The 20,720-nt window shown below is 68.3% G+C and carries 10 protein-coding genes; 3 read left to right on the plus strand and 7 right to left on the minus strand.

Annotation, left to right across the window (positions count from 1 at the left end; translation table 11 throughout):
• Window positions 1-13 precede the first annotated feature (13 nt).
• On the plus strand, window positions 14-829 hold the full coding sequence (locus tag ACFWXQ_RS43550) for a trans-aconitate 2-methyltransferase (protein ID WP_383942637.1): 816 nt from the start codon (window positions 14-16) through the stop codon (window positions 827-829).
• A gap of 263 nt (window positions 830-1,092) precedes the next feature.
• On the opposite strand, the gene ACFWXQ_RS43555 is transcribed toward ACFWXQ_RS43550, so the two are convergent.
• Complete coding sequence (locus ACFWXQ_RS43555; RefSeq protein WP_200396427.1) at window positions 1,093-1,764, minus strand: TetR/AcrR family transcriptional regulator; 672 nt, start codon at window positions 1,762-1,764, stop codon at window positions 1,093-1,095.
• The gene (locus ACFWXQ_RS43560) at window positions 1,761-2,774 is read right to left on the minus strand and encodes an acyl-CoA desaturase (protein ID WP_383942640.1); all 1,014 of its coding nucleotides are present in this window, start codon (window positions 2,772-2,774) and stop codon (window positions 1,761-1,763) included. Before ACFWXQ_RS43560 ends, ACFWXQ_RS43555 begins: the two co-directional genes overlap by 4 nt.
• A 296-nt stretch (window positions 2,775-3,070) precedes the next feature.
• Between ACFWXQ_RS43560 and ppc the strand changes: the two genes are divergently transcribed.
• Complete coding sequence (gene ppc, locus ACFWXQ_RS43565; RefSeq protein ID WP_383942643.1) at window positions 3,071-5,803, plus strand: phosphoenolpyruvate carboxylase; 2,733 nt, start codon at window positions 3,071-3,073, stop codon at window positions 5,801-5,803.
• Window positions 5,804-5,911: 108 nt separating this feature from the next.
• Here ppc and ACFWXQ_RS43570 read toward each other — a convergent pair whose 3' ends face one another.
• From ACFWXQ_RS43570 to ACFWXQ_RS43590, 5 genes are all read right to left on the minus strand, one after another.
• Window positions 5,912-6,397 (minus strand): hypothetical protein, encoded by a 486-nt coding sequence (locus tag ACFWXQ_RS43570; RefSeq protein WP_383942646.1) that lies wholly within the window; start codon window positions 6,395-6,397, stop codon window positions 5,912-5,914.
• Between the two features lie 144 nt (window positions 6,398-6,541).
• Window positions 6,542-7,315, minus strand: a complete 774-nt coding sequence (locus ACFWXQ_RS43575; protein ID WP_383942649.1) for a hypothetical protein — start codon at window positions 7,313-7,315, stop codon at window positions 6,542-6,544.
• 105 nt (window positions 7,316-7,420) lie between these two features.
• Entirely contained in the window at window positions 7,421-8,014 is a 594-nt protein-coding gene (locus tag ACFWXQ_RS43580; protein ID WP_386270323.1) for a hypothetical protein, read from the minus strand.
• A 161-nt stretch (window positions 8,015-8,175) separates the two neighbouring features.
• A complete protein-coding gene (locus tag ACFWXQ_RS43585; protein ID WP_383942655.1) occupies window positions 8,176-8,715 on the minus strand; it encodes an SMI1/KNR4 family protein in 540 nt (179 codons plus the stop codon).
• A gap of 67 nt (window positions 8,716-8,782) precedes the next feature.
• Complete coding sequence (locus ACFWXQ_RS43590) at window positions 8,783-12,313, minus strand: DNRLRE domain-containing protein (RefSeq protein WP_383942658.1); 3,531 nt, start codon at window positions 12,311-12,313, stop codon at window positions 8,783-8,785.
• A gap of 614 nt (window positions 12,314-12,927) precedes the next feature.
• Between ACFWXQ_RS43590 and ACFWXQ_RS43595 the strand changes: the two genes are divergently transcribed.
• Window positions 12,928-20,550, plus strand: coding sequence for a ricin-type beta-trefoil lectin domain protein (locus ACFWXQ_RS43595; RefSeq protein ID WP_383942661.1), 7,623 nt, complete (start codon window positions 12,928-12,930; stop codon window positions 20,548-20,550).
• Window positions 20,551-20,720 lie beyond the last annotated feature (170 nt).

Consider the following 20,720-nt stretch of genomic DNA (forward strand, 5'->3'; position numbering starts at 1 on the left):
GAGGAGGCTCTCCATGTCCGCTGCTACTAGCCCTACCTGGGATCCGGGTCAGTATCTGCGGCATGCGGAGCATCGTGCTCGGCCCTTCGCGGAGCTGCTCGCCCGGGTGCCTGCTTTGCCCGGTGATCCGGCCCGTGTCGCCGATCTGGGGTGCGGGCCGGGGAATGTCACCGTCCAGCTCGCCGAGCGGTGGCCGGGGGCGTGGATCACGGGGTACGACAACTCCGCGGAGATGCTGGCCCGGACGGCTGAGCATGCGGGGTCCACGGTGGGGGGTGGCCGGCTGGACTTCGCCCATGCGGACCTCACGTCCTGGGTGCCCGCGGAGACGTACGACCTGATCGTCTCCAATGCGGCGCTGCAGTGGGTGCCGGGGCATCTGGAGGCCTTGCCCGGCTGGGTCGACGCGGTGGCTTCCGGTGGGACCTTTGCCTTTCAGGTCCCGAACAACATCGACGCGCCTCTGCACGCGTTGATGCGTGAACTTGCTGGGTCCGCTCGGTGGAAGGGCCGTCTCGACGGCGTCCTGCGGCACGCGGACTCCGTTCATCCGCCGCTGTTGTATCTGGACCGGCTGGCCCGTCTGGGGTGCGCTGTGGATGTCTGGGAGACGACCTATATGCAGCTTCTGCAGGGCGAAGACCCGGTCCTTGACTGGGCCAAGGGCACGGGGTTGCGGCCTGCTCTCACCGCCCTCGCGGATGATCCTGAGGCTCGGGACGCCTTCGTGGGTGAGTATCGCGGCCTGCTCCGCAAGGCGTATCCGACGGCTCCGTACGGGACGGTGCTTCCGTTTCGGCGGTTGTTCGTGGTCGCTCGGAAGGGCTAGGCGCCTGCGGGTCGTGGGTGGGGCGGGGCCGTGCCGGTATGTCCAGCCCGCCGCGGCGGGGCGTACTGCCCGGGGTAGTGGGGTGGGCGTTTGCAGCGGGAGCCGTATGCGGCGGACTGTGACATACCGGCACGGCCCCGCCCGGTTGTACGGCGGCTGCGGCGCCGTGGACCATCCGAAGATGGCTTGCCATCGGCTCCTTCAGGGGCGCGGGGAACTGCGCGATCAGCCCCTGCTTGGCCGCACTCGAAGATGAATCCTGGCTAGGACTTTCGGCGCCCTATCAGGCGGGGCTTGGCTTCCAGGCCGTCCAGGCCGTGCCAGGCCAGGTTTACGAGGTGGGCTGCTACCTCGGCTTTTTTGGGGCGGCGGACGTCGAGCCACCACTGGCCGGTGAGGGCGACCATGCCTACCAGGGCCTGGGCGTACAGGGGGGCGAGTTTCGGGTCGAAGCCGCGGCGTTTGAACTCGCGGCCCAGGATGTCCTCCACCTGGGTCGCGATGTCCGAGATCAGGGACGCGAAGGAGCCTGTGGACTGGGGGATGGGGGAGTCGCGGACCAGGATGCGGAAGCCGTCCGTGTACTCCTCGATGTAGTCGAGGAGGGCGAAAGCCGCCTGTTCGCAGAGCTCGCGTGGGTGGCCTGCGGTGAGCGAGCTTGTCACGCCGTCCAGTAGGCGGCGCATTTCTCGGTCCACTACTACGGCGTAGAGACCTTCTTTGCCTCCGAAGTGTTCGTAGACCACCGGTTTGGAGACGCCGGCCTTTGCCGCGATCTCCTCCACCGATGTCGCCTCGAAGCCCTTGGCGGCGAAGAGGGTGCGGCCGATCTCCAGCAACTGGGCCCGCCGCTCCGCACCGGTCATCCGGGTGCGGCGGGCGCGCCGCGGCTTTTCATTGCTGGGTGTGCTGGAGTCGGCCACGCCGTCAATCATGCCGCGTCGGCGGTCTCCGGCTTGCGTCGGGAGCCCTTCCCGTCCGGGTTGCGACGGGAATCGATACGCGAGCGTGACGGCCAGCGCACGTCGTACGCCCAGCCGAGCAGCTCGAACCAGCGGATGAGGCGGGCCGAGGAATCCACCTGGCCGCGCTCCACACCGTGCCTGGCGGAAGTGGGATCGGCGTGGTGGAGGTTGTGCCACGACTCGCCGCAGGAGAGGACCGCCAGCCACCACACATTGCCCGAGCGGTCACGCGACTTGAAGGGGCGCTTGCCCACCGCGTGGCAGATCGAGTTGATCGACCATGTGACGTGGTGCAGCAGCGCTACCCGGACGAGCGAGCCCCAGAAGAAGCCCGTGAACGCGCCCCACCAGGACATCGTCACCAGGCCGCCGATCAGTGCCGGGAGCATGAGGGAGAGACCGGCCCAGAGGAGGAACTGGCGCGAGATCGTGCGGAGTGCCTTGTCCTTGATCAGGTCCGGCGCGTACTTGTCCTGCGGTGTCTGCTCCTCGTCGAACATCCAGGCGATGTGGGCCCACCACAGGCCCTTCATCAGTGCCGGGACCGTCTCTCCGAAGCGCCACGGCGAGTGGGGGTCGCCCTCGGCGTCGGAGAACTTGTGGTGCTTGCGGTGGTCGGCCACCCAGCGGACCAGCGGGCCCTCGACGGCCATCGAGCCCGCGATCGCGAGGGCGATGCGCAGGGGGCGTTTCGCCTTGAAGGCGCCGTGCGTGAAGTAGCGGTGGAAGCCGATCGTGATGCCGTGGCAGCCGAGGTAGTAGAAGAAGACCAGCAGGCCGAGGTCCAGCCAGCTCACGCCCCAGCCCCAGGCCAGCGGCACTGCCGCCAGGACCGCGAGGAACGGGACGGTGATGAAGAGGAGAAGGGTGATCTGCTCGATCGAGCGCTTCTTCTCCCCGCCCAGCGTGGCGGAGGGGAGTGCGGTGTCGTCGTTGTTCGCCTCGGGGGCGTCATCGATCACATCGGAACTCGTGGTCATGGGAGCGTCCCCTGTGGGGTCGAGGGTTGTGAGAGTGGCCGGTAATCGCGCCTGCCGGGTTGCCGGAAACCACGCCTACGGTTCCGTAACCTACGGCGTCGTAAGTATGGCAGTGCCTCGCCCGGCGGCAAGAGCCCGAGAGACTGCGCGTCCGTATGGACACCTATCCTTAAGGTCGGTCGGACAGCGCGGTCCGCTCTGTTTCATTCCCGGATGCCCCGTCGCCGATGCGCGCCCGCCGCCAACGTGACGGGTTCCCCTCCAGACGAGCTTCAACACTGCAAGGAGCCGCACCTGTGAGCAGTGCCGACGACCAGACCACGACAACCGGCAGTGAGCTGCGCGCCGACATCCGCCGCCTGGGTGATCTGCTGGGCGAGACCCTCGTACGCCAGGAGGGTCCCGAGCTTCTGGAACTGGTCGAGAAGGTCCGCCGCCTCACCCGCGAGGACGGCGAAGCCGCCGCCGAGCTGCTGCGCGGCACGGAACTGGAGACCGCGGCCAAGCTGGTCCGCGCCTTCTCCACCTACTTCCACCTGGCCAACGTCACCGAGCAGGTGCACCGCGGCCGCGAGCTGCGCGCCAGGCGGGCCGCCGAGGGCGGACTGCTCGCCCGCACGGCGGACCGGCTCAAGGACGCCGACCCCGAGCACCTGCGCGCGACCGTGCAGCACCTGAACGTTCGCCCGGTCTTCACGGCGCACCCCACCGAGGCGGCCAGGCGCTCGGTGCTCAACAAGCTGCGCCGGATCGCCGCCCTGCTGGAGACGCCCGTCATCGAGGCGGACCGGCGTCGCTACGACACCCGTCTGGCCGAGAACATCGACCTCGTCTGGCAGACGGACGAGCTGCGCGTGGTGCGCCCCGAGCCCGCCGACGAGGCCCGCAACGCCATCTACTACCTGGACGAGCTGCACGCCGGCGCCGTGGGGGATGTCCTTGAGGACCTGACGGCGGAGCTGGAGCGCGTCGGGGTGACGCTGCCCGACGACACCCGGCCGCTCACCTTCGGCACCTGGATCGGCGGCGACCGCGACGGCAACCCGAACGTGACGCCGCAGGTCACCTGGGACGTCCTGATCCTCCAGCACGAGCACGGCATCAACGACGCGCTGGAGCTGATCGACGAGCTGCGCGGCTTCCTGTCCAACTCCATCCGCTACACCGGTGCCACCGAGGAGCTCCTGGACTCCCTGCGGACCGATCTGGAGCTGCTTCCGGAGATCAGTCCCCGCTACAAGCGGCTCAACTCCGAGGAGCCCTACCGGCTCAAGGCCACCTGCATCCGGCAGAAGCTGGAGAACACCAAGCAGCGCCTCGCCAAGGGCACCCCGCACGAGGACGGCCGGGACTACCTCGGCACCGCCGAGCTGCTCCAGGACCTGACCCTCGTCCAGACCTCGCTGCGCGAGCACCGCGGCGCGCTGTTCGCCGACGGCCGCATGAACCGTACGATCCGCACGCTCGCCGCCTTCGGCCTCCAGCTGGCCACCATGGACGTACGGGAGCACGCGGACGCCCACCACCAGGCGCTCGGGCAGCTCTTCGACCGGCTCGGCGAGGAGTCGTGGCGGTACGAGGACATGCCGCGCGAGTACCGGCACAAGCTGCTCGCCAAGGAGCTGCGGTCCCGGCGGCCGCTCGGGCCCACCCCGGCACCGCTGGACGCGGCGGGCGCGAAGACCCTCGGTGTCTTCGAGACCGTGAAGCGGGCCCTCGGGGTGTTCGGGCCCGAGGTGATCGAGTCGTACATCATCTCGATGTGCCAGGGCGCGGACGACGTGTTCGCCGCGGCGGTGCTGGCCCGCGAGGCCGGGCTGATCGATCTGCACGCCGGCTGGGCGAAGATCGGCATCGTGCCGCTGCTGGAGACGACGGACGAGCTCAAGGCCGCGGACACGATTCTGGAGGACATGCTGTCCGACCCGTCCTACCGGCGCCTCGTGGCGCTGCGGGGCGATGTCCAGGAGGTCATGCTCGGGTACTCCGACTCGTCGAAGTTCGGCGGCATCACGACCTCGCAGTGGGAGATCCACCGGGCGCAGCGGCGGCTGCGTGACGTCGCCCATCGGTACGGCGTACGGCTGCGGCTCTTCCACGGCCGTGGCGGCACGGTCGGGCGTGGCGGCGGTCCCTCGCACGACGCGATCCTCGCCCAGCCGTGGGGCACGCTGGAGGGCGAGATCAAGGTGACCGAGCAGGGCGAGGTCATCTCCGACAAGTACCTCGTGCCGTCGCTGGCCCGGGAGAACCTGGAGCTGACCGTCGCGGCCACGCTGCAGGCGTCCGCCCTGCACACCTCGCCCCGCCAGTCCGACGAGGCGCTGGCCCGCTGGGACGCGGCCATGGACGTGGTCAGCGACGCCGCCCACGCGGCCTACCGCAGGCTGGTCGAGGACCCGGACCTTCCGACGTACTTCCTCGCCTCCACGCCGGTGGACCAGCTCGCCGACCTGCACCTGGGCTCGCGGCCCTCCCGCCGCCCCGGCTCGGGCGTCTCGCTCGACGGGCTCCGCGCCATCCCGTGGGTGTTCGGCTGGACGCAGTCGCGGCAGATCGTGCCGGGCTGGTTCGGTGTCGGCTCGGGTCTGAAGGCGCTGCGCGAGGCCGGTCTCGACAGCGTGCTGGAGGAGATGCACGAGCAGTGGCACTTCTTCCGCAACTTCCTCTCCAACGTCGAGATGACGCTGGCCAAGACGGACCTGCGGATCGCCGGGCACTACGTCGACACACTCGTCCCGGACGAGCTGAAGCACGTCTTCGAGACCATCCGGGCCGAGCACGAGCTGACCGTGCGCGAGGTGCTGCGCATCACCGGCGAGCCGGAGCTGCTGGACGCCCACCCGGTGCTGAAGCAGACCTTCACCATCCGTGACGCGTATCTGGACCCGATCTCGTACCTTCAGGTCGCGCTGCTGAAGCGGCAGAGGGATGCGGCGGCGGCAGGTGAGGAGGCCGACCCGCTGCTTTCGCGGGCCCTGCTCCTCACGGTCAACGGGGTGGCGGCCGGGCTGCGCAACACGGGCTGACTCCGTCGGCAAGAGCCCCACTGAGGGCTGTGTGTTGTCCGCGGGTTGGTTGTGGCTGGTCGCGCGGTTCCCCGCGCCCCTTCAGGGGTGCGGGGAACTGGGCGTGCTTCAGAGGGTTATGAAGGCTGCCGTGAGCAGGGTGAAGCCCGCGCCGCCGAGGGCCCAGGCCAGGCGGGTCAGGCGCAGGCCACCCGCCACCACCATCGAGGCGAGCAGAAGTGCGCCGCCGAGTGGGGCCCAGGCGTAGAGGAGGCCGCCGGTGCCCGTGCGTACGACCTCGTCGCTGCCGGGCTTCACGGCGACCGTGTAGGTGCGGCCCTTGTCGACCGCGACCTCGCTGTCGAGGACGACCCGGTCGCGGGCGGTGGACCCTTCCGACAGCGGCCGGTACGGACCTGTGCAGCGGTCGTCGGCGCATCGAGCGACCGTCATCGTGCCGCGCTCACGGCCCTTGGTGAGCATCACGTGCTGGGCGGTGCCCCAGGAGGCCCAGACGCCTGCGATCAGGATCAGCGCCGCGACCGTACCCATCGCCGCGAGCTGCCCGAACCGCAGCGCCGCGACCGCATTCTGACGGGAGGCGAGGGCAGGCATGGCGGCGATCCTTGGCCATGGCCCTGCGCTTGGTCAACTCGGGCGGGGCTCCGATGGGGCTCCGATGGGCCTCCGGCGGGGGACAAGTCCTGTGTTGTACGGACCTTTTGCGCGGACTCTGTGGCGCTTCCGTCCCGTGTGCCGCTATCGCACGTCGACGAAGTCGCCGTCGCTCTTGGCGCTGCCGGTGGTCGAGTTGCCGTAGTACACCCAGCGCCAGTCACCGTCCTTGGAGGCGGTGACCGTGGTGTTGAGACCACCGGTGCCGCTGGAGGTGACCTTCTTGACGTTCGTGAAGGAGCTCGCGCCCTTCTCCCGGAACTGGAGAGTGACTGTGCGGCCGCTGTAGCCGGTGTACTTGCGGGTGTCCCAGTTGGCTCGGGTGACCTTCCCGGTGATGGTGATCTTCTTGCCCACGGTGACCGGCTCCGGGGAGGCGTTCACCGTCAGCTTCGCGTAGCGCTTCAGGCGGGCCGTGACCGAGTTCGTGTCGGTGTCGTAGCCGCCGTTCGGCTTGATCGCGGTCCCGCCCGTCTTCCAGGTGGCGGCGTCGGCGTTGACCAGGTCGTCCTTCGCCACGATGTCGACGGTCATCTCGCAGTACTCGCGGGTGCCGGCGCTGTTCGAGGTGCAGTAGGGCCCCTGGCCGCCGGAGCCCAGCGACTTCTCACTGCCGTTGAGCGTGCCGCGGTAGAGGAACACCCAGTGCGTGTCGAGCTTCACCGAGTGCTTGATGCTGTACGTGACAGGCACGCTCACCATCGCCGAGGTGCCGACGACGATCGGCTCGCCGTCGTTCACGACGATGTCCGAGAAGGAGATGTCGCTCTCCGCGGCGTGCGCGGCGGGAGACGACAGTCCAACGGCCGTCAGGGCCAGGAGACCCGAGAGGGAGGTGGCCACCATACGTCTGTGCAAAGGAAGATCCTCGTTTCGCGTCCTGCGACGCAGGTCATTCGTCATGTGGAGTCGGCTCCGGGATTCCGGAGCCACGGCTGACCGGAGTCAGCCAAGTCTGATCGTTCAGAGAAGCTTGGCAAGCTGTGCGTCGACAACCGCTGCGGGTACGGCGAAGTCCTCGTCTGCCTTGTCCGTCGGTACGGCGCTGACGTACCCGACCCTGGCGCCCTTACGGAACACGACCACCTTCACCGGACTCTTTGCCCCGTTCCGCTCCACGACCGCGCCCAGGGCCATCGCTTGATCCGCGCCCTCCGGCGCGAGCTCCGGAGCTGCCTTCCCCACCTTCCGCTCGTCACCGTTCACGGTGACGGTGAAGCCGCCTGCGCACTCGGCGACGGCGGTGCTGAGGTCATCCATCGCGCGTTGTGCTTGCTGCCCCTCGTACTCCGCGAGCACGACAGTCACTGCCGCACCCTCACCAGCTGCCTCCCGCACCCGCGTCGACGCCGGCTCACCGACCACGGTTCCGGACAGGACGTACGCCACCGAATCGCAGCCCTCTTCGGCAACCCGCACGTCCCGCTGACCGACTACATCACCGGCGGCGGGCACCATGACGCTGAACCCGCCCGCATCACGTCCCTCAAGGGCCATCCTGTCCAGTCCCGCGGCCCCGGCTACCACACTGGCACTCGCCTGCGGGGTTGCCTTCACCTCCGAAGCGTCACCGGTACCACCGCCACCGCTCGCCACATCACAAGCAGAAACCAGCGCGCACAGCGCGGCCACCACGACCGACGAGCGTCGACGCCCCACCCCCACCACTCCCACGCCTACCCCCAACAACTGCAGGATCGAATGACCCGGAACAGAGGTCATTGAATTCGATACTCGCCGTCGATCTGATCGCAAAGGTCGACAGCCATGTCGAGCATCCCGTCGTCATCCACAAAGAAGGCACCCCGCTCATAGGACGCCCGGAAGGCGAGTGCCATGTGCTCCACGCTCAAGTAGGCCGGCATGGAGTCTGCTTCGGCGATCACGTCTGCGACATAGGAACCGTTCGGGTGATCGTAGACAGCCGCATAGAAATCACCGCCGCCGCTCGCCAGAAGCGGCACCCAGTGCTCTCCCAGAATCTCGTCCTGCTCAAGGCGGTTCTGTCTGATCTCCAAGGCCTGCCGGAGGCTCAGCGGTTCGTATCCGGGGATCAGGTTGGCGTCGTCCTGCACCTGTCCAGCGTCGAAAGGTACGCCGTTGCACGCCTCGAACCACGCGTAGACATCCTGGGGGAGGCTCTCACCGAGGGATGCCACGAGCTGCCGGCGCTCCAGCCCAGGAGACCGGAGCCAGGCAACGGGCCGCCCCAGCTCCTCGACCTTCAGCCAGAGCGACTGAATCGCATCACCAGGCATCACCGTCCGCCTCCCCTCCCTTCATCCCCGCACCGGCCCACTGCGGCAAGTCGCGAGCCATACGACCTCAACCGAACGTCAGCTTCGTCGTCGCCCACTCGCTGCCCGAACTGATCACAGTCGTCCCCGTACCCGGCGTCGCTGCCCCACCCTTGTAGAACTTGACGGTGCCGTCGTTCGCCAGGGCCCAGATGTCGGGGATGTCGTCCCCGGTGACGTCCGGCGTCCCGTACAGGTGCGTCATGGGCGTGGCGGCCGTGGACCAGCCCGACGCGTAGAGCTCGTCGGCGCCCGTCTTGGAGTTGCCCGCCGTTGCCAGCGACGACAGGGTCGCGCCACCGGAGCTGTCCTTGACTCCGTACCGCAGCTTCAGCTCGCTGGTGGAATCCCACCGCCACAGCAGGTCCGGTGCGCCGTCCTTGTCGTGGTCACCGACCGAAACCAGGTCGCGCGTCGCCCACGCCGTCGTCGTCATCTTCGTCGCGGACAGGAAGCTGACGCCCGTGTAGCCGTCGAAGGCCCAGAAGGTGCCCGCCGTGTCCGTGGCGAACAGGTCCGCGCGGCCGTCGAGGTCGTAGTCGCTGACAATGATCTGGGTGAGGGTCGACGGGGCTGGGGAGCCCGAGGGCATCCTGACCTTCATACGTCCGGCGATGTCCACGCTGCCGTAGCCGTCGCCGGGGTACACGTACAGCTCACCGTCCGGCATACGGGCGAACAGGTCACTGATCCCGTCGGCGCCCGTCGCGTCGCCGCCGTGCGCGATCAGCGCCGGTTTGCCGTCCGCCCCCATCCAGTAGCCCGGCCGGTGGTCCTCGCCGTCCTTGTCGGGGTCGGCGAGCAGACCGGTGCGGTCGTCGTGCGCGGCCTCCATGCCGACGTGCAGGTCGCCGCTCGTGGCAGCCGGGTACATGTTCAGGTTGCCCTCGGACGTGATCGCGAACAGGTCGGGCAGGGCGTCACCCGTGACGTCGCCCGGCTCGTCACCGGTGTCGCGGGGCGTGACGTAGAAGAGGTACTTCGTGCCGAGCGAGGGGTTGCCCGCGCTGTCCACCGCCCGTACGTACAGCACGTTCGGGCCCGCGTTGGGCGGCTTCAGGGGCAGCGTGGCGGACTCCTTCGGGGGGACCGGCTTGTTGTCCGCGTACGTGGTGGTGTTGAACGAGTACTCGAACTTGGTGATGTCGGAGTCCTCGTCCGGCGCCAAGGTGAAGTAGCCGGCGGTGCCGAACTTCACCTTGGACCACACCGAGCCGTCGTCGTTCGCGGCCGGGAAGTCCGTCGAGGTGACCAGGGGTTCGTTCGGTACCGAGCTATCGAAGACGAAGCGGCACACCTTCGGTTCCGCGGTCGGCGCGTAACCGGAGGCCGCGCCGCTGGAGTCGATGGCGCGGACCCGCCAGGAGTACGTGTGGCCGTTGGTCAGCGCGGACTTGGAGACCGTGGCGGAGGCCTTGCCCGCGCTGGTGACAGCCACGTTCTTGTTCAGGATGTAGACGTCGGTGCCCGTCCGCCACAGCTCGAAGTCCAGGTACTCCAGGTCCTGCCTCGTGGAGGTGTCGTCCGCGTCGGAGGAGGCCGCCGACAGCACCAGGTCGCGCTTGCCGATGTGGGTGTACGGGCTGGTGCGGTCGCAGCCGCCGCCCGGCGCCTGGGCGAGCGAACTCGGCGTCTTCGGCTTGCGGTTGTAGACCAGGGTCAGCTTCGGCGCGCTCTCGCTCTCCGCCCTGAACTTCTTCCACGAGTACGCCGAGTCCTCGGTGCCGGCCTGCAGCCCGATCGTGAACTCCTTCCAGCCGCCGTCGGCCGCGTCCTGGGCGACCGACTTCGCGTCGTAGGTCACGTAGGCGTCGGGGCAGGACGAGTTGTAACCGTGCGCGAAGGACTTGGCGCCGATCTCCGCCTTCTTGTCGGGCTGGTTGTTCCAGGTGGTCCTGGAGGAGATGCCGCCGGTGTGGAACAGCTTCATCTCACGGGCCTGGCATGACCAGGAGTACGTCTCGCGCAACCGGACGGACGCGGACGACACGTGGGCGCCCTTGATGCTGCTGGACCAGCCGAGCCGGAAGTAGGAGCGGGACAGGCCCCAGGTGGTGGACTCGTAGCCGACCCGTGCCTCGGTGGTGCCGGTGTTGTAATTGGCGCCGTCGTAGAAGCTGGAGTTCGGGTACTTCTTGTACGCCGTGGTCCAGTTCTTGGTCTTGCCGTGGATGGTGGGGTCGATGAAGACCGGGTAGACCGTGTCCTTGTCCCTCAGCAGGTCGGTGTCGGGGACGACGGCGAGGGTGGTGGACGTGGTGCCGGGCGCACTCAGCTCCGCGTCGGCGACGGCCATGTGGGTGCCGGGGTCGGGGCCCGCCAGCCCCTTCAGGGCGAACACCTCGTCGTCGCCGAGCGCGGCCCCCCGCACACCGGTCGCCACGTGTCCCGCCCGGGCGACCGTGGAGCCGGCCTTCGCGCCACGCCGGTAGGCCGCCGGATCGGTGGTCGTCCCGTCGGACGGAGTGTTGCTCTCCACGTCCTCCTCGCCCGCGTCCTCGTCACCGGGTTCCGAGGGCGCCGTGGGCGCGTCGGTGTCGTGCCCGTCCTCGGGCGCCGAGCTCTCCTCGCCGATGTCCGCACCGGGTTCCTCGGAGTACGACGGCGTGGGTTCGGTGTTCTCCTCGGCGGGCTCGGGGTCGTCGCCTTCGGTGACCGCGTACTTCCCGGCCGAGTCCCAGAGATAGGGGGTGGGGGAGACCGCGATCTCCTCGCCGTCGCGGTCCCGGCCGGTGACGACCTTGGTGACCGGGTCGAGGTGGAAGGTCAGATCCGGTGCGGACAGTCCGTACGAGAGTCTCGCGAGCGCCGGGTCGGCGGCAGCCTCGGCGCTGTGCACGATCAGTACGTGGCTGAAGCCGCTGGCTTGCGCCGTCAGCATCAGGTCGACGCCGTCGAACACGTTCCGGTACAGGGCGCTCGACCCGCTGATCACCGGCTCGGGCAGGTCTCCCGGCCAGCTCAGCGTCACCTCGTGGCCGTCGCTGCTGAGGACGGCCAGCTCCGTGTGGTCCTCGGCGTCCGCGGCGGCCCGCACCGTGCGGCCGTCGTCGGCGACGGTGTACACGGCGCCGCGGACGCCACCCGTGCCGGTGGTGCCGGTGGACGACTTGCGCGCCGAGGGACCTCCGCCGATCGCGCCGGCCCCACCGGCCGAGAAGACCACGGGATCCGCGGCCGCCTTCGGCGCCCACCCGCCGTCGGCCTTGACCAGCTCCGTGTCGATGGGCTTCCAGGCGCCGTTCACCTTCGCCCGTACGGGAGCGCCGTACGCGACCAGCTCGAAGGTGCCGTCCGGACGGGCGTACGTCATGGAGGTCTCGTCACGCAGCGCGGACACCTCGACGCGCTTGCCGGAGGAGACCGCCTGTTCGAGCGCCGTGTCCTGGCTCACCGGCCCGGGGGCGGGCTTCTTCGTCTCGGCGGGGGATTCGGAGGGGCCCGGATCGTCGAGGAGAGGAACGGTGAGCAGCCCGAGGCCGAGCGCACCGGCGATGAGGGCGGCCGTCCCCGCCCGGGCGCGTCTGGACGCGGGCATGCCGAAGCGGCGACGTTCCATGGTGTTGGGTCCCCTCCCCCTGAATCCCCGAAAAACCGAGAATTCCGCGAATCCCCTCTGAATCCCCTGCGCTGCCCGGGAATGGCATGGCGTGGCCCGGGAAGGCGCGGACAGAGCATGACCCATGCACGGGGATTGCGCCATAGCGTTCCGTGCTCTTGGCCCGCGGGCGGTCCGGTGAACGGATCCGTATGGTCCGCACGTACTTCTGTGCACACGAGGTGGCGTGCGAGAGGGAACCGGGCGGATCCAAGAGGTGACGGAGTGTCAAATCACCTTCATCTGGGCGGAGTTGGCGAGCGATTGACTCTCCTTTGACCTTGATCATGCAGGAATGATCACCTCTCCACCCGTAAGGGAATTCCCTCCCGAATTCCCTCTCAATAAACCCTCGATCACCCTTGTTCAAGAAATTGGACAATACGCGGCGTGAGCTAAATCACCAGGCTCCGACGACTTGTTGACTTTCCGTGAAGACGTGCCGGAGAGTTCGTGCTCGTCAAATGAAGAGAGCGGGGGGCCGCGCTATGTGGGGAACGCTGTCGTGGTGCGGCCGGGGCCGACTCTCGAGAAATCGAGCCGAGCGCCGAAGACGGGCTCGGACGCGAGCCGGAGTGATCGGCGCGCTCACCGTGGCGCTCCTGGTCGGCGCCTTGCCCGCCGCCTCCGCACTGCCGCCCGACAACAACCGCAGCGGTGTCGACCTGGTCAAGCTGCCCGCCTCCGGGAAAGCCAAGGGCGAGAACGGCGGAAAGCTCGCCGAACTGACCACGTCCGAGGCCGAGGACCCGGCGGAGTACGACCCGGCCAAGGTCACCGCTCCCGCCGGCGGCACGGTGACGGAGAACCTCTCCGGTCTCACCCCTGGTCAGCTGGTGCCGGTCAGCCAGGACGGTGTGGACCTCCCCGTCGAGGTCGGCGCCCCCGAGGACGCCACCACCACCGAAGCCGCCGCGCTGGAGGGCGAGTGGCAGGTCTCGCTCGCCGGTCAGGACGAACTCGCCGACACCGCGATCGAGGGCATGGCCCTCACTGTCACTCCGCCCGCCGAGGCCACCGGCGACGCCGTGATCGCCCTCGACTACACCGACTTCTCGGAGCTGTACGGCGCCAACTGGGCCGACCGGCTGTCCTTCGCCCAGTTCCCCTCCTGCTTCCTGACCACGCCGGACACCGAGGGCTGCTCCGAGCCCACCGAGGTCAGCACCGACAACGTGGTCGAGCAGACCGGGACCGACAGCGACGGGCGGCCGGTGTACGAGCGCCGCATCCTCGCCACCATGGACGTCGAGTCCCTGGCGGCCGGCGGCACCTCCACGCAGTCCGCCGACACCGAGTCAACCGACACGACGTCCACCGCCGCCGCCTCCGACGAGGGCACGGTCAGCGACGCCGTGTACCGCGAGGAACCCGAGGCACGCCTGGCCACCCTGGCCGCCGCCACCGCCGACGGCTCGGGCTCCTCCGTCCTGCTCGCCACCGACTCCGGCAGCGGCTCCAAGGGGGACTTCTCCGCGACCCCGCTGGTCAGCGCGGGTTCGTGGTCCGCGGGCGGCAACTCCGGCGCCTTCACGTACTCGTACACACTGCAGACCCCGACCGTCCCCGGCGGACCTTCGCCCGCCGTTTCGTTCGGCTACAACTCGCAGGGCGTGGACGGCCGTACGTCCGCCTCCAACAACCAGCCCTCCTGGATCGGCGACGGCTGGGAGTACAACGCGGGCTCCATCACCCGCACGTACAAGTCGTGCCGCGATGACCGGACGGACGGCAACAACACCAAGAAGACCAGCGACCAGTGCTGGGGTTCGTACAACGCGGTCATGACCCTCGGAGGCCAGACGACCGAGCTGGTCCTGCCCGACGGCGCCGCTCCCACCAGCGACAAGTGGGTCACCGCCAACGGCGACGGCTCCCGCGTCGAGCTCGTCAAGAACACCGACCTCGGCAACGGTGACGCCGACGGCGAGTACTGGCGCGTCACGACACGCGACGGCACGCAGTACTACTTCGGCCGCCACAAGCTGCCCGGCTGGGCGAGCGGCGACCCGACGACGAACTCCGTTTTCTCCGCCCCCGTCGCCGGCAACCAGAGCGGCGAACCCTGCTACAAGGCGGGCGACTTCGCGGGCTCCTTCTGCGACCAGGCCTGGCGCTGGAACCTCGACTACGTCGTCGACACCGACGGCAACGCGATGACGCTGTGGTGGGAGAAGGAGACCAACTACTACGCCAAGAACGAGAAGTTCAAGGCGTCGGTCGCCTACGACCGCGGCGGCTACCTGAAGAAGATCGAGTACGGCCTGCGCACCGGCGCCCTGTTCGCCACGCCCATCGCCAGGGTCGCCTTCGACGTCGACGAGCGCTGCTTCAAGGAGGGCGAACTCGCCTGCACCGAGGAAAACTTCACCTCGGGCGACTTCGGCAGGAACCGCATCTGGTACGACACCCCGGCCGACCTGTACTGCGCCAAGGGCAAGGAGTGTTACGTCCCCGTCCCCACCTTCTGGTCGCGCAAGCGCCTCTCCCAGGTGACGACATGGGCACAGCGCACCCAGGGCTCAGCGGCTCTCTCCAAGGTGGACAGCTTCAAGCTCCAGCAGTCCCTGCCCGCCGACCTCACCGACGAGGGCGTGGCGCTGTGGCTGGAGTCGATCACCCGCACCGGCTACGACACCGAGGGCGAGGCGATCGCCCTCAACCCGGTCCGCTTCCTCGCCAACAGCCAGCCGATGCCGAACCGCGTGAAGGAGAGCTCGAACGACCCCAACCCGGCCTTCGACCGCCTTCGCATCACCCGGGTCGTCAGCGAGTACGGCGGCGAGACGGCCGTCACGTACAAGAACCCGGTCGGCGCCTGCAAGTCGGGCGGCGGCTTCCCCGACGTGGAGGACAACACCGGACTCTGCTACCCGGTCCACTGGAACGCGGACCCGGACAAGGAGACCGTCGACTGGTTCCACAAGTACGTCGTCGAGAAGGTCCAGGAACTGCCGGCCCTCACCGGGGTCGACGCGGTCACGACCGAGTACGACTACCTGGGCGGGGCGGCCTGGGCGCTTAACCAGGCGGAGTTCAGCAAGAAGAAGACGCGCACGTACGACCAGTGGCGCGGCTTCTCCCGGGTCAGGACCTACACGGGCACGGACTCCTCGACCGCCTCCATGTCCACCGAGCGGGGCATGACCGAGACCCGCTACTTCCGTGGCATGCACGGCGACAAACTGCCGGGCGACGAGGGCACCCGCGAGGTCACGGTCACCGACTCCAACGGCACGAGGATCGCCTTCGACGAGGAGCCCTTCGCGGGCCGGGTCTCGGAGACGCTGACGTACACCAAGAAGGACGGCAGCCTGCTGACCCGTGATGTCGACTATCCGGTCGCCACGGTCCTCGCCACCCGTACCCGCTCCGGCGGTATCCCCGCTCTCAAGGCCTACCGCGTCCTGGACGACCACAGCATCTCGGTGACCAACTCCTCGGGCACCGGCGACGACAAGCGCACCTGGCGCGTCCTCAAGACGTCCACCACGTACGAGGACACGTACGGCCTGCCCGTCAAGGTCGAGTCGCTCGGCGACACCGACAAGGGCGACGACGAGACGTGCACCGAGATGAGTTACGTCCACAACACGGACAAACACCTCATCGGCCTGGCCAAGCAGACGTTGACCACCGCCGGCAGCTGTGGGGAGACGCCCACGGCCGAGGACTGGATGGACGGTTCGCGCGTCGCCTACGACAGCGGCGCGTACGGCGACACCCCGGCCTCGGGCTCGGCGACGACGACATGGGCGGTCAGCGGCAACGGCGGCGGCTGGACGCAGGACGGGAAGGTCGCGTACGACGACTACGGCCGCACCACGTCCACGACTGACGCGGCGGGCAACGTCGACAAGACCACCTACACCCCCTCCACGGGCCAGGTGTTCGAGGTCAGAACGACCAACGCCCTGGAGCAGAGCGAGACGACGGTCCTGGAGCCGGCCCGCGGTGTGTCCCTGAAGGAGACGGACGCCAACGGCAGGACGACCACCTTCACCTACGACGCGCTCGGCCGCACCACGCAGGCCTGGTCCCCGACCCGGTCCACGTCCAAGTCCGCGTCGGCGAAGTTCACATACGACACCACGATCGGCCAGCCGGTCTCGGTGACGACGGAGGCCCTGACGGACGAGGGCGGCTACGACACCTCCACCGTTGTCTACGACGGCCTGGGCCGCGAACGCCAGAAGCAGGAACCGGCGGTCGGCAAGGGCCGCCTGATCACGGACATCCTCTACAGCGCGAACGGCACGATCGCCCGGACGAACAACGCGTACTACGCCACGGGCGACGCCTCGACAACGCTGTTCGAGCTGGACTCGGACTACCAGGTCCCCAACGCCACGCTGTACTCGTACGACGGTCTGGGCCGCACCCTGACGGAGACGCCGTACCTGCACGGCACCGAGAGCACGGCCAAGCAGACGCGTTACGTCTACGGGGACGACTACTCGACGGTGATCCCGCCGTCGGGTGGTGCGGTGCAGCGCAGCTTCTCGGACTCGCTCGGCCGTACGGCCCGGGTGGACACCTTCACGAACGCGGCCCGTACGGAGTACCGCTCGACGCGCTACACGTACGACTGGCGTGGTGACCGCGTGAAGGCCGAGGACTCCGAGGGCAACACGTGGACCTGGCAGTACGACGCGCGCGGCCGTGAGGTCGAGGCGGTCGACCCGGACACGGGCACATCGACCACGAAGTACGACGTTCTGAACCGGCCGGAGACGGTCACCGACGAGAACGCGACGGTGTGGACGAAGTACGACGCACTGTCCCGCCCGGTCGAGCAGCGCGCGAACTCCTCGACCGGCACGCTGCTGGCGTCCACGCAGTACGACACGCTGACCGGCGGTGTGGGCCTGCCGACCTCGCAGACCCGCTACACGGACGGGCAGCCCTACACCACCTCGGTGTCCGGCTACACGGCCGACTACCAGCCGCTGGGCAAGCGGGTCACGCTGCCCGAGTCGATCGCGACGTCGTACGGCCTGCAGAAGGAGTACGCCTACAACTTCGAGTACTCCGAGTCGGGTGTGCTGGAGTCGGTGAATCTGCCGTCGGTGGGCACCCTGCCCGCCGAGAAGCTGGTCATCCGCTACAACGAGGACGGTCTGCCGGTCTCGACGTCGGGTCAGGAGTGGTACACGGCGCAGACCTCGTACTCCCCGTACGGTCAGGTGCTGCGCACGGCCAGCGGCGAGCACCCCGACCGGGTGTGGACGACGAACCTGTTCGACGAGGCGACGGGCGAGCTGCAGCAGAGCATCGTCGACCGCGAGTCGACGAGCGACACGACGGCGGTGACGGGCCACCGGGTCAACGCCCGTGCGTACGCCTACGACCCGGCCGGCAACGTCACGTCGATCGCGGACACCTCCAACTCGGTGACGGACCGTCAGTGCTTCACGTACGACGCGCTGGGCCAGCTGACCCAGGCCTGGACGGCACCGTCGAGCTGCACGGCCTCCGGCAAGTCGACGGCGGCCCCGAAGTACGACGACGGCGCGACGAACGTGACGGCGGCGAACGACGGTTACTGGCAGACCTACGAGTACGACGCGCTGGGCAACCGCAAGAAGCTGGTCGAGCACGATGCGGGTCTGGACACGTCGAAGGACGCGACGACGACGTACACGTACGGCAAGGAGGACGGCTCCCAGCCGCACACGCTGACGGGCATGTCGTCGACGTTCAAGGCGGATTCGGGGGCGCGGGTCACCAAGGCGACGGCGCTGGAGTACGACGAAGCGGGCAACACCAAGTCCCGTAGCTACGACGGCGACACGCAGGCGCTGGACTGGACGTGGGACGGCCAGGTCGAGAAGATCACCGGCTTCGGTGAGAACGGCTCCGGGGCGTGGCTGGGTCTGGCGAACAAGTGCCTGGACCTGGCGAGCGGGCTGACGACGGCGGGGACGGCGCTGCAGCTGTACTCCTGCAACGGCTCGAAGGCACAGAAGCTGAGGATCGACGCGGCGGCGGGGGCGTCGGATCCGTCGACGGGCGCGCTGAAGATCATGGGCAAGTGCGTGGTGCCGTCGGGCGGCGGTACGGCGAACGGCACGGCGGTGGTGATCGCGGACTGCACGGGTACGGACGCCCAGAAGTGGACGGCGACCTCCGCGGGCGCCCTGAAGCATGTGTCGTCGGGCAGCTGTCTGGACGTGCCGACGTCCAACTCGGCGGACGGTACGGACCTTCAGCTGTACACCTGCAACAGCTCGGCGGCGCAGTCGTGGACGCCGGACAAGGAAACCAAGTACGTCTACGGCGGTGACGGTTCCCGTCTGATGGCGGTCTCGGCGACCGGGCGGACGCTGTATCTGGGCGAGGCGACGATTTCGCTGAACGCCGACAAGACGCCCGCGTACACGGAGCGGTACTACGCGCAGCCGGGTGCGCCGACGGTGATGCGGCATGCGAGCGGCGGTGGTACCTCCGAGCTGTCGGTGCAGGTGGCCGACCAGAACGGCACGGCGTATGTGAACGTGGCGCTGGCGTCGGGCAACAAGGTGATGTTCTCCAGGACCGACCCGTTCGGCGTGGAACGCTCGGAGAACACGAACTGGCGTTCACACCGCTCGTATGTGGGCGGTGACGATGACGCGTCGTCCGGGCTGGTGCACCTGGGAGCGAGGGAGTACGACCCGACGACGGGCCGGTTCCTGTCGGCGGACCCGGTGTTGGACCTGGCCGATCCGGTCCAGATGAACGGGTACGTGTACTGCGAGAACAACCCGGTCACCTTCGCCGACCCGAGCGGCTTGACCTCGGAGGGCGGCAACGACGGCTACAGCGGCCCGTCCGCCTCGGCGGAGGCGTGGGCGAAGAACACGCTGAACACGTCCGTCGCCGATGTGATCATGTCGGTCGGCTGGGCGGCGCTGAAGGACTTCGTCGGCTGGAACGACCTGGTGGGCTGCTTCTCCCGGGGCGACCTGTGGGCCTGCGGCGCCATGGTCGCCAGCGCTATCCCCTGGAACAAACTGCACAAGGTCCCGGGAGTGCTGAAGGCGGCGGCGAAGATCGCGAGCGCGGTCAACGCCCTGAAAAAGGCCAAGGAGAAGGCCCGCCAGGTCATCGAGAACGCCAAGAAAGCCAGGGAACTGGCACGCAAGGTCAGGGAAGCGAGGAAGAAGGCTGCCGCGCAGGCCGCTCAGCTGAAGAAAGCCCAGGAAGCAGCCACCCGACAGGCCAAACGGGCAGCACAGAAAACCGGCAACACGGCCCAGAAGACACAGAAGGCCGCAGCGAAGCAGGCCGAGGCACCAAGACCGCAGACGAAGCAGGCCAGGGCGAAGTCCGGTGGCGGTGGCGGCAAGGCCAACAGCACCGACTCCGGCGCGAGCTGCCCGATCAACAACAGCTTCACCCCGGGCACCAAGGTCCTGATGGCCGACGGCACCACCAAACCGATCGAGGACGTCAAGAACAGCGACCAGGTCCTGGCCACCGACCCCAAGACCGGCGAGACGACCGGTGAGACGGTCACGGCCGAGATCCAGGGTGAGGGCGCCAAGCACCTGGTGAGGGTGACCCTCGCGGAGAGCGACGGCGGCAAGAACGGGAAGGCAGCCACTGTCACCGCGACCGACGGTCACCCCTTCTGGGTCCCGGAACTCGGCGAGTGGATCGACGCATCGGATCTGAAGCAGGGGCAATGGCTGCGCACCAGCGCCGGCACCTACGTCCAGGTCACGGCGATCGAACGCTGGACGGCCACCGCAGCCAAGGTCCACAACCTCACCGTCAGCGACCTCCATACGTACTATGTGCTGGCAGGTGCTACGCCGGTACTCGTTCACAATTGTAATGTTTCGCTGAGTCAGGCCGAGGCGGATACGCTGCGTGTCGGTCCTCATGCCGATGAGTCGGTGCCTGCGACCGGTCCTGTCGTTACCCCGGAGCAGAGTGCGGCCATGCAGGGAAGAGCGTGCCACTCTTGCGGTGGGAGCAGTCCGACGATGACGGGCGATCACCAGCCGTCTACTGGAATTGGGCCGACTAGCCTTCCGCGTAGTCTGTTCCCCCACTGTGAGACATGCAGTGATATGCAGGCGGTTGCCGTATCGAAAGCTCAGCGGATGCTGCGTAATCACGGCTATCACGATCCAACGTTTGAAGGGCTCCCAGGGATTCCGAGTGCAGCTCAGAAGCTAGCCGAGCTATTGCCCGGGCATACGGGGTAGAAGGGGTAGGGGGCGCCCGGTTAGTGATGGCGTTGACCGGGCGCCCCATTAGGGTCAAATTGGGTAATTGGCGGATAAATGCTCATTGGTAGCGCTGAGCTCTACTTGAACCATCGCGTGGTCCGTATTGGGGCGACGGCCCCGCCGGAGGAGGTTCTGGCGCTGGCCGG

Source organism: Streptomyces sp. NPDC058697, assembly GCF_042715345.1.
GTDB classification, from domain to species: domain Bacteria; phylum Actinomycetota; class Actinomycetes; order Streptomycetales; family Streptomycetaceae; genus Streptomyces; species Streptomyces liliifuscus.

Excerpts from the sequence above, each read along its gene's own strand:
- ACFWXQ_RS43585 (WP_383942655.1), bottom strand. The coding sequence starts at position 8,715 with ATGCCTGGTGATGCGATTCAGTCGCTCTGGCTGAAGGTCGAGGAGCTG.
- ACFWXQ_RS43550 (WP_383942637.1), top strand. The coding sequence starts at position 14 with ATGTCCGCTGCTACTAGCCCTACCTGGGATCCGGGTCAGTATCTGCGG.
- ACFWXQ_RS43560 (WP_383942640.1), bottom strand. The coding sequence starts at position 2,774 with ATGACCACGAGTTCCGATGTGATCGATGACGCCCCCGAGGCGAACAAC.
- ACFWXQ_RS43590 (WP_383942658.1), bottom strand. The coding sequence starts at position 12,313 with ATGGAACGTCGCCGCTTCGGCATGCCCGCGTCCAGACGCGCCCGGGCG.
- ACFWXQ_RS43570 (WP_383942646.1), bottom strand. The coding sequence starts at position 6,397 with ATGCCTGCCCTCGCCTCCCGTCAGAATGCGGTCGCGGCGCTGCGGTTC.
- ACFWXQ_RS43555 (WP_200396427.1), bottom strand. The coding sequence starts at position 1,764 with ATGATTGACGGCGTGGCCGACTCCAGCACACCCAGCAATGAAAAGCCG.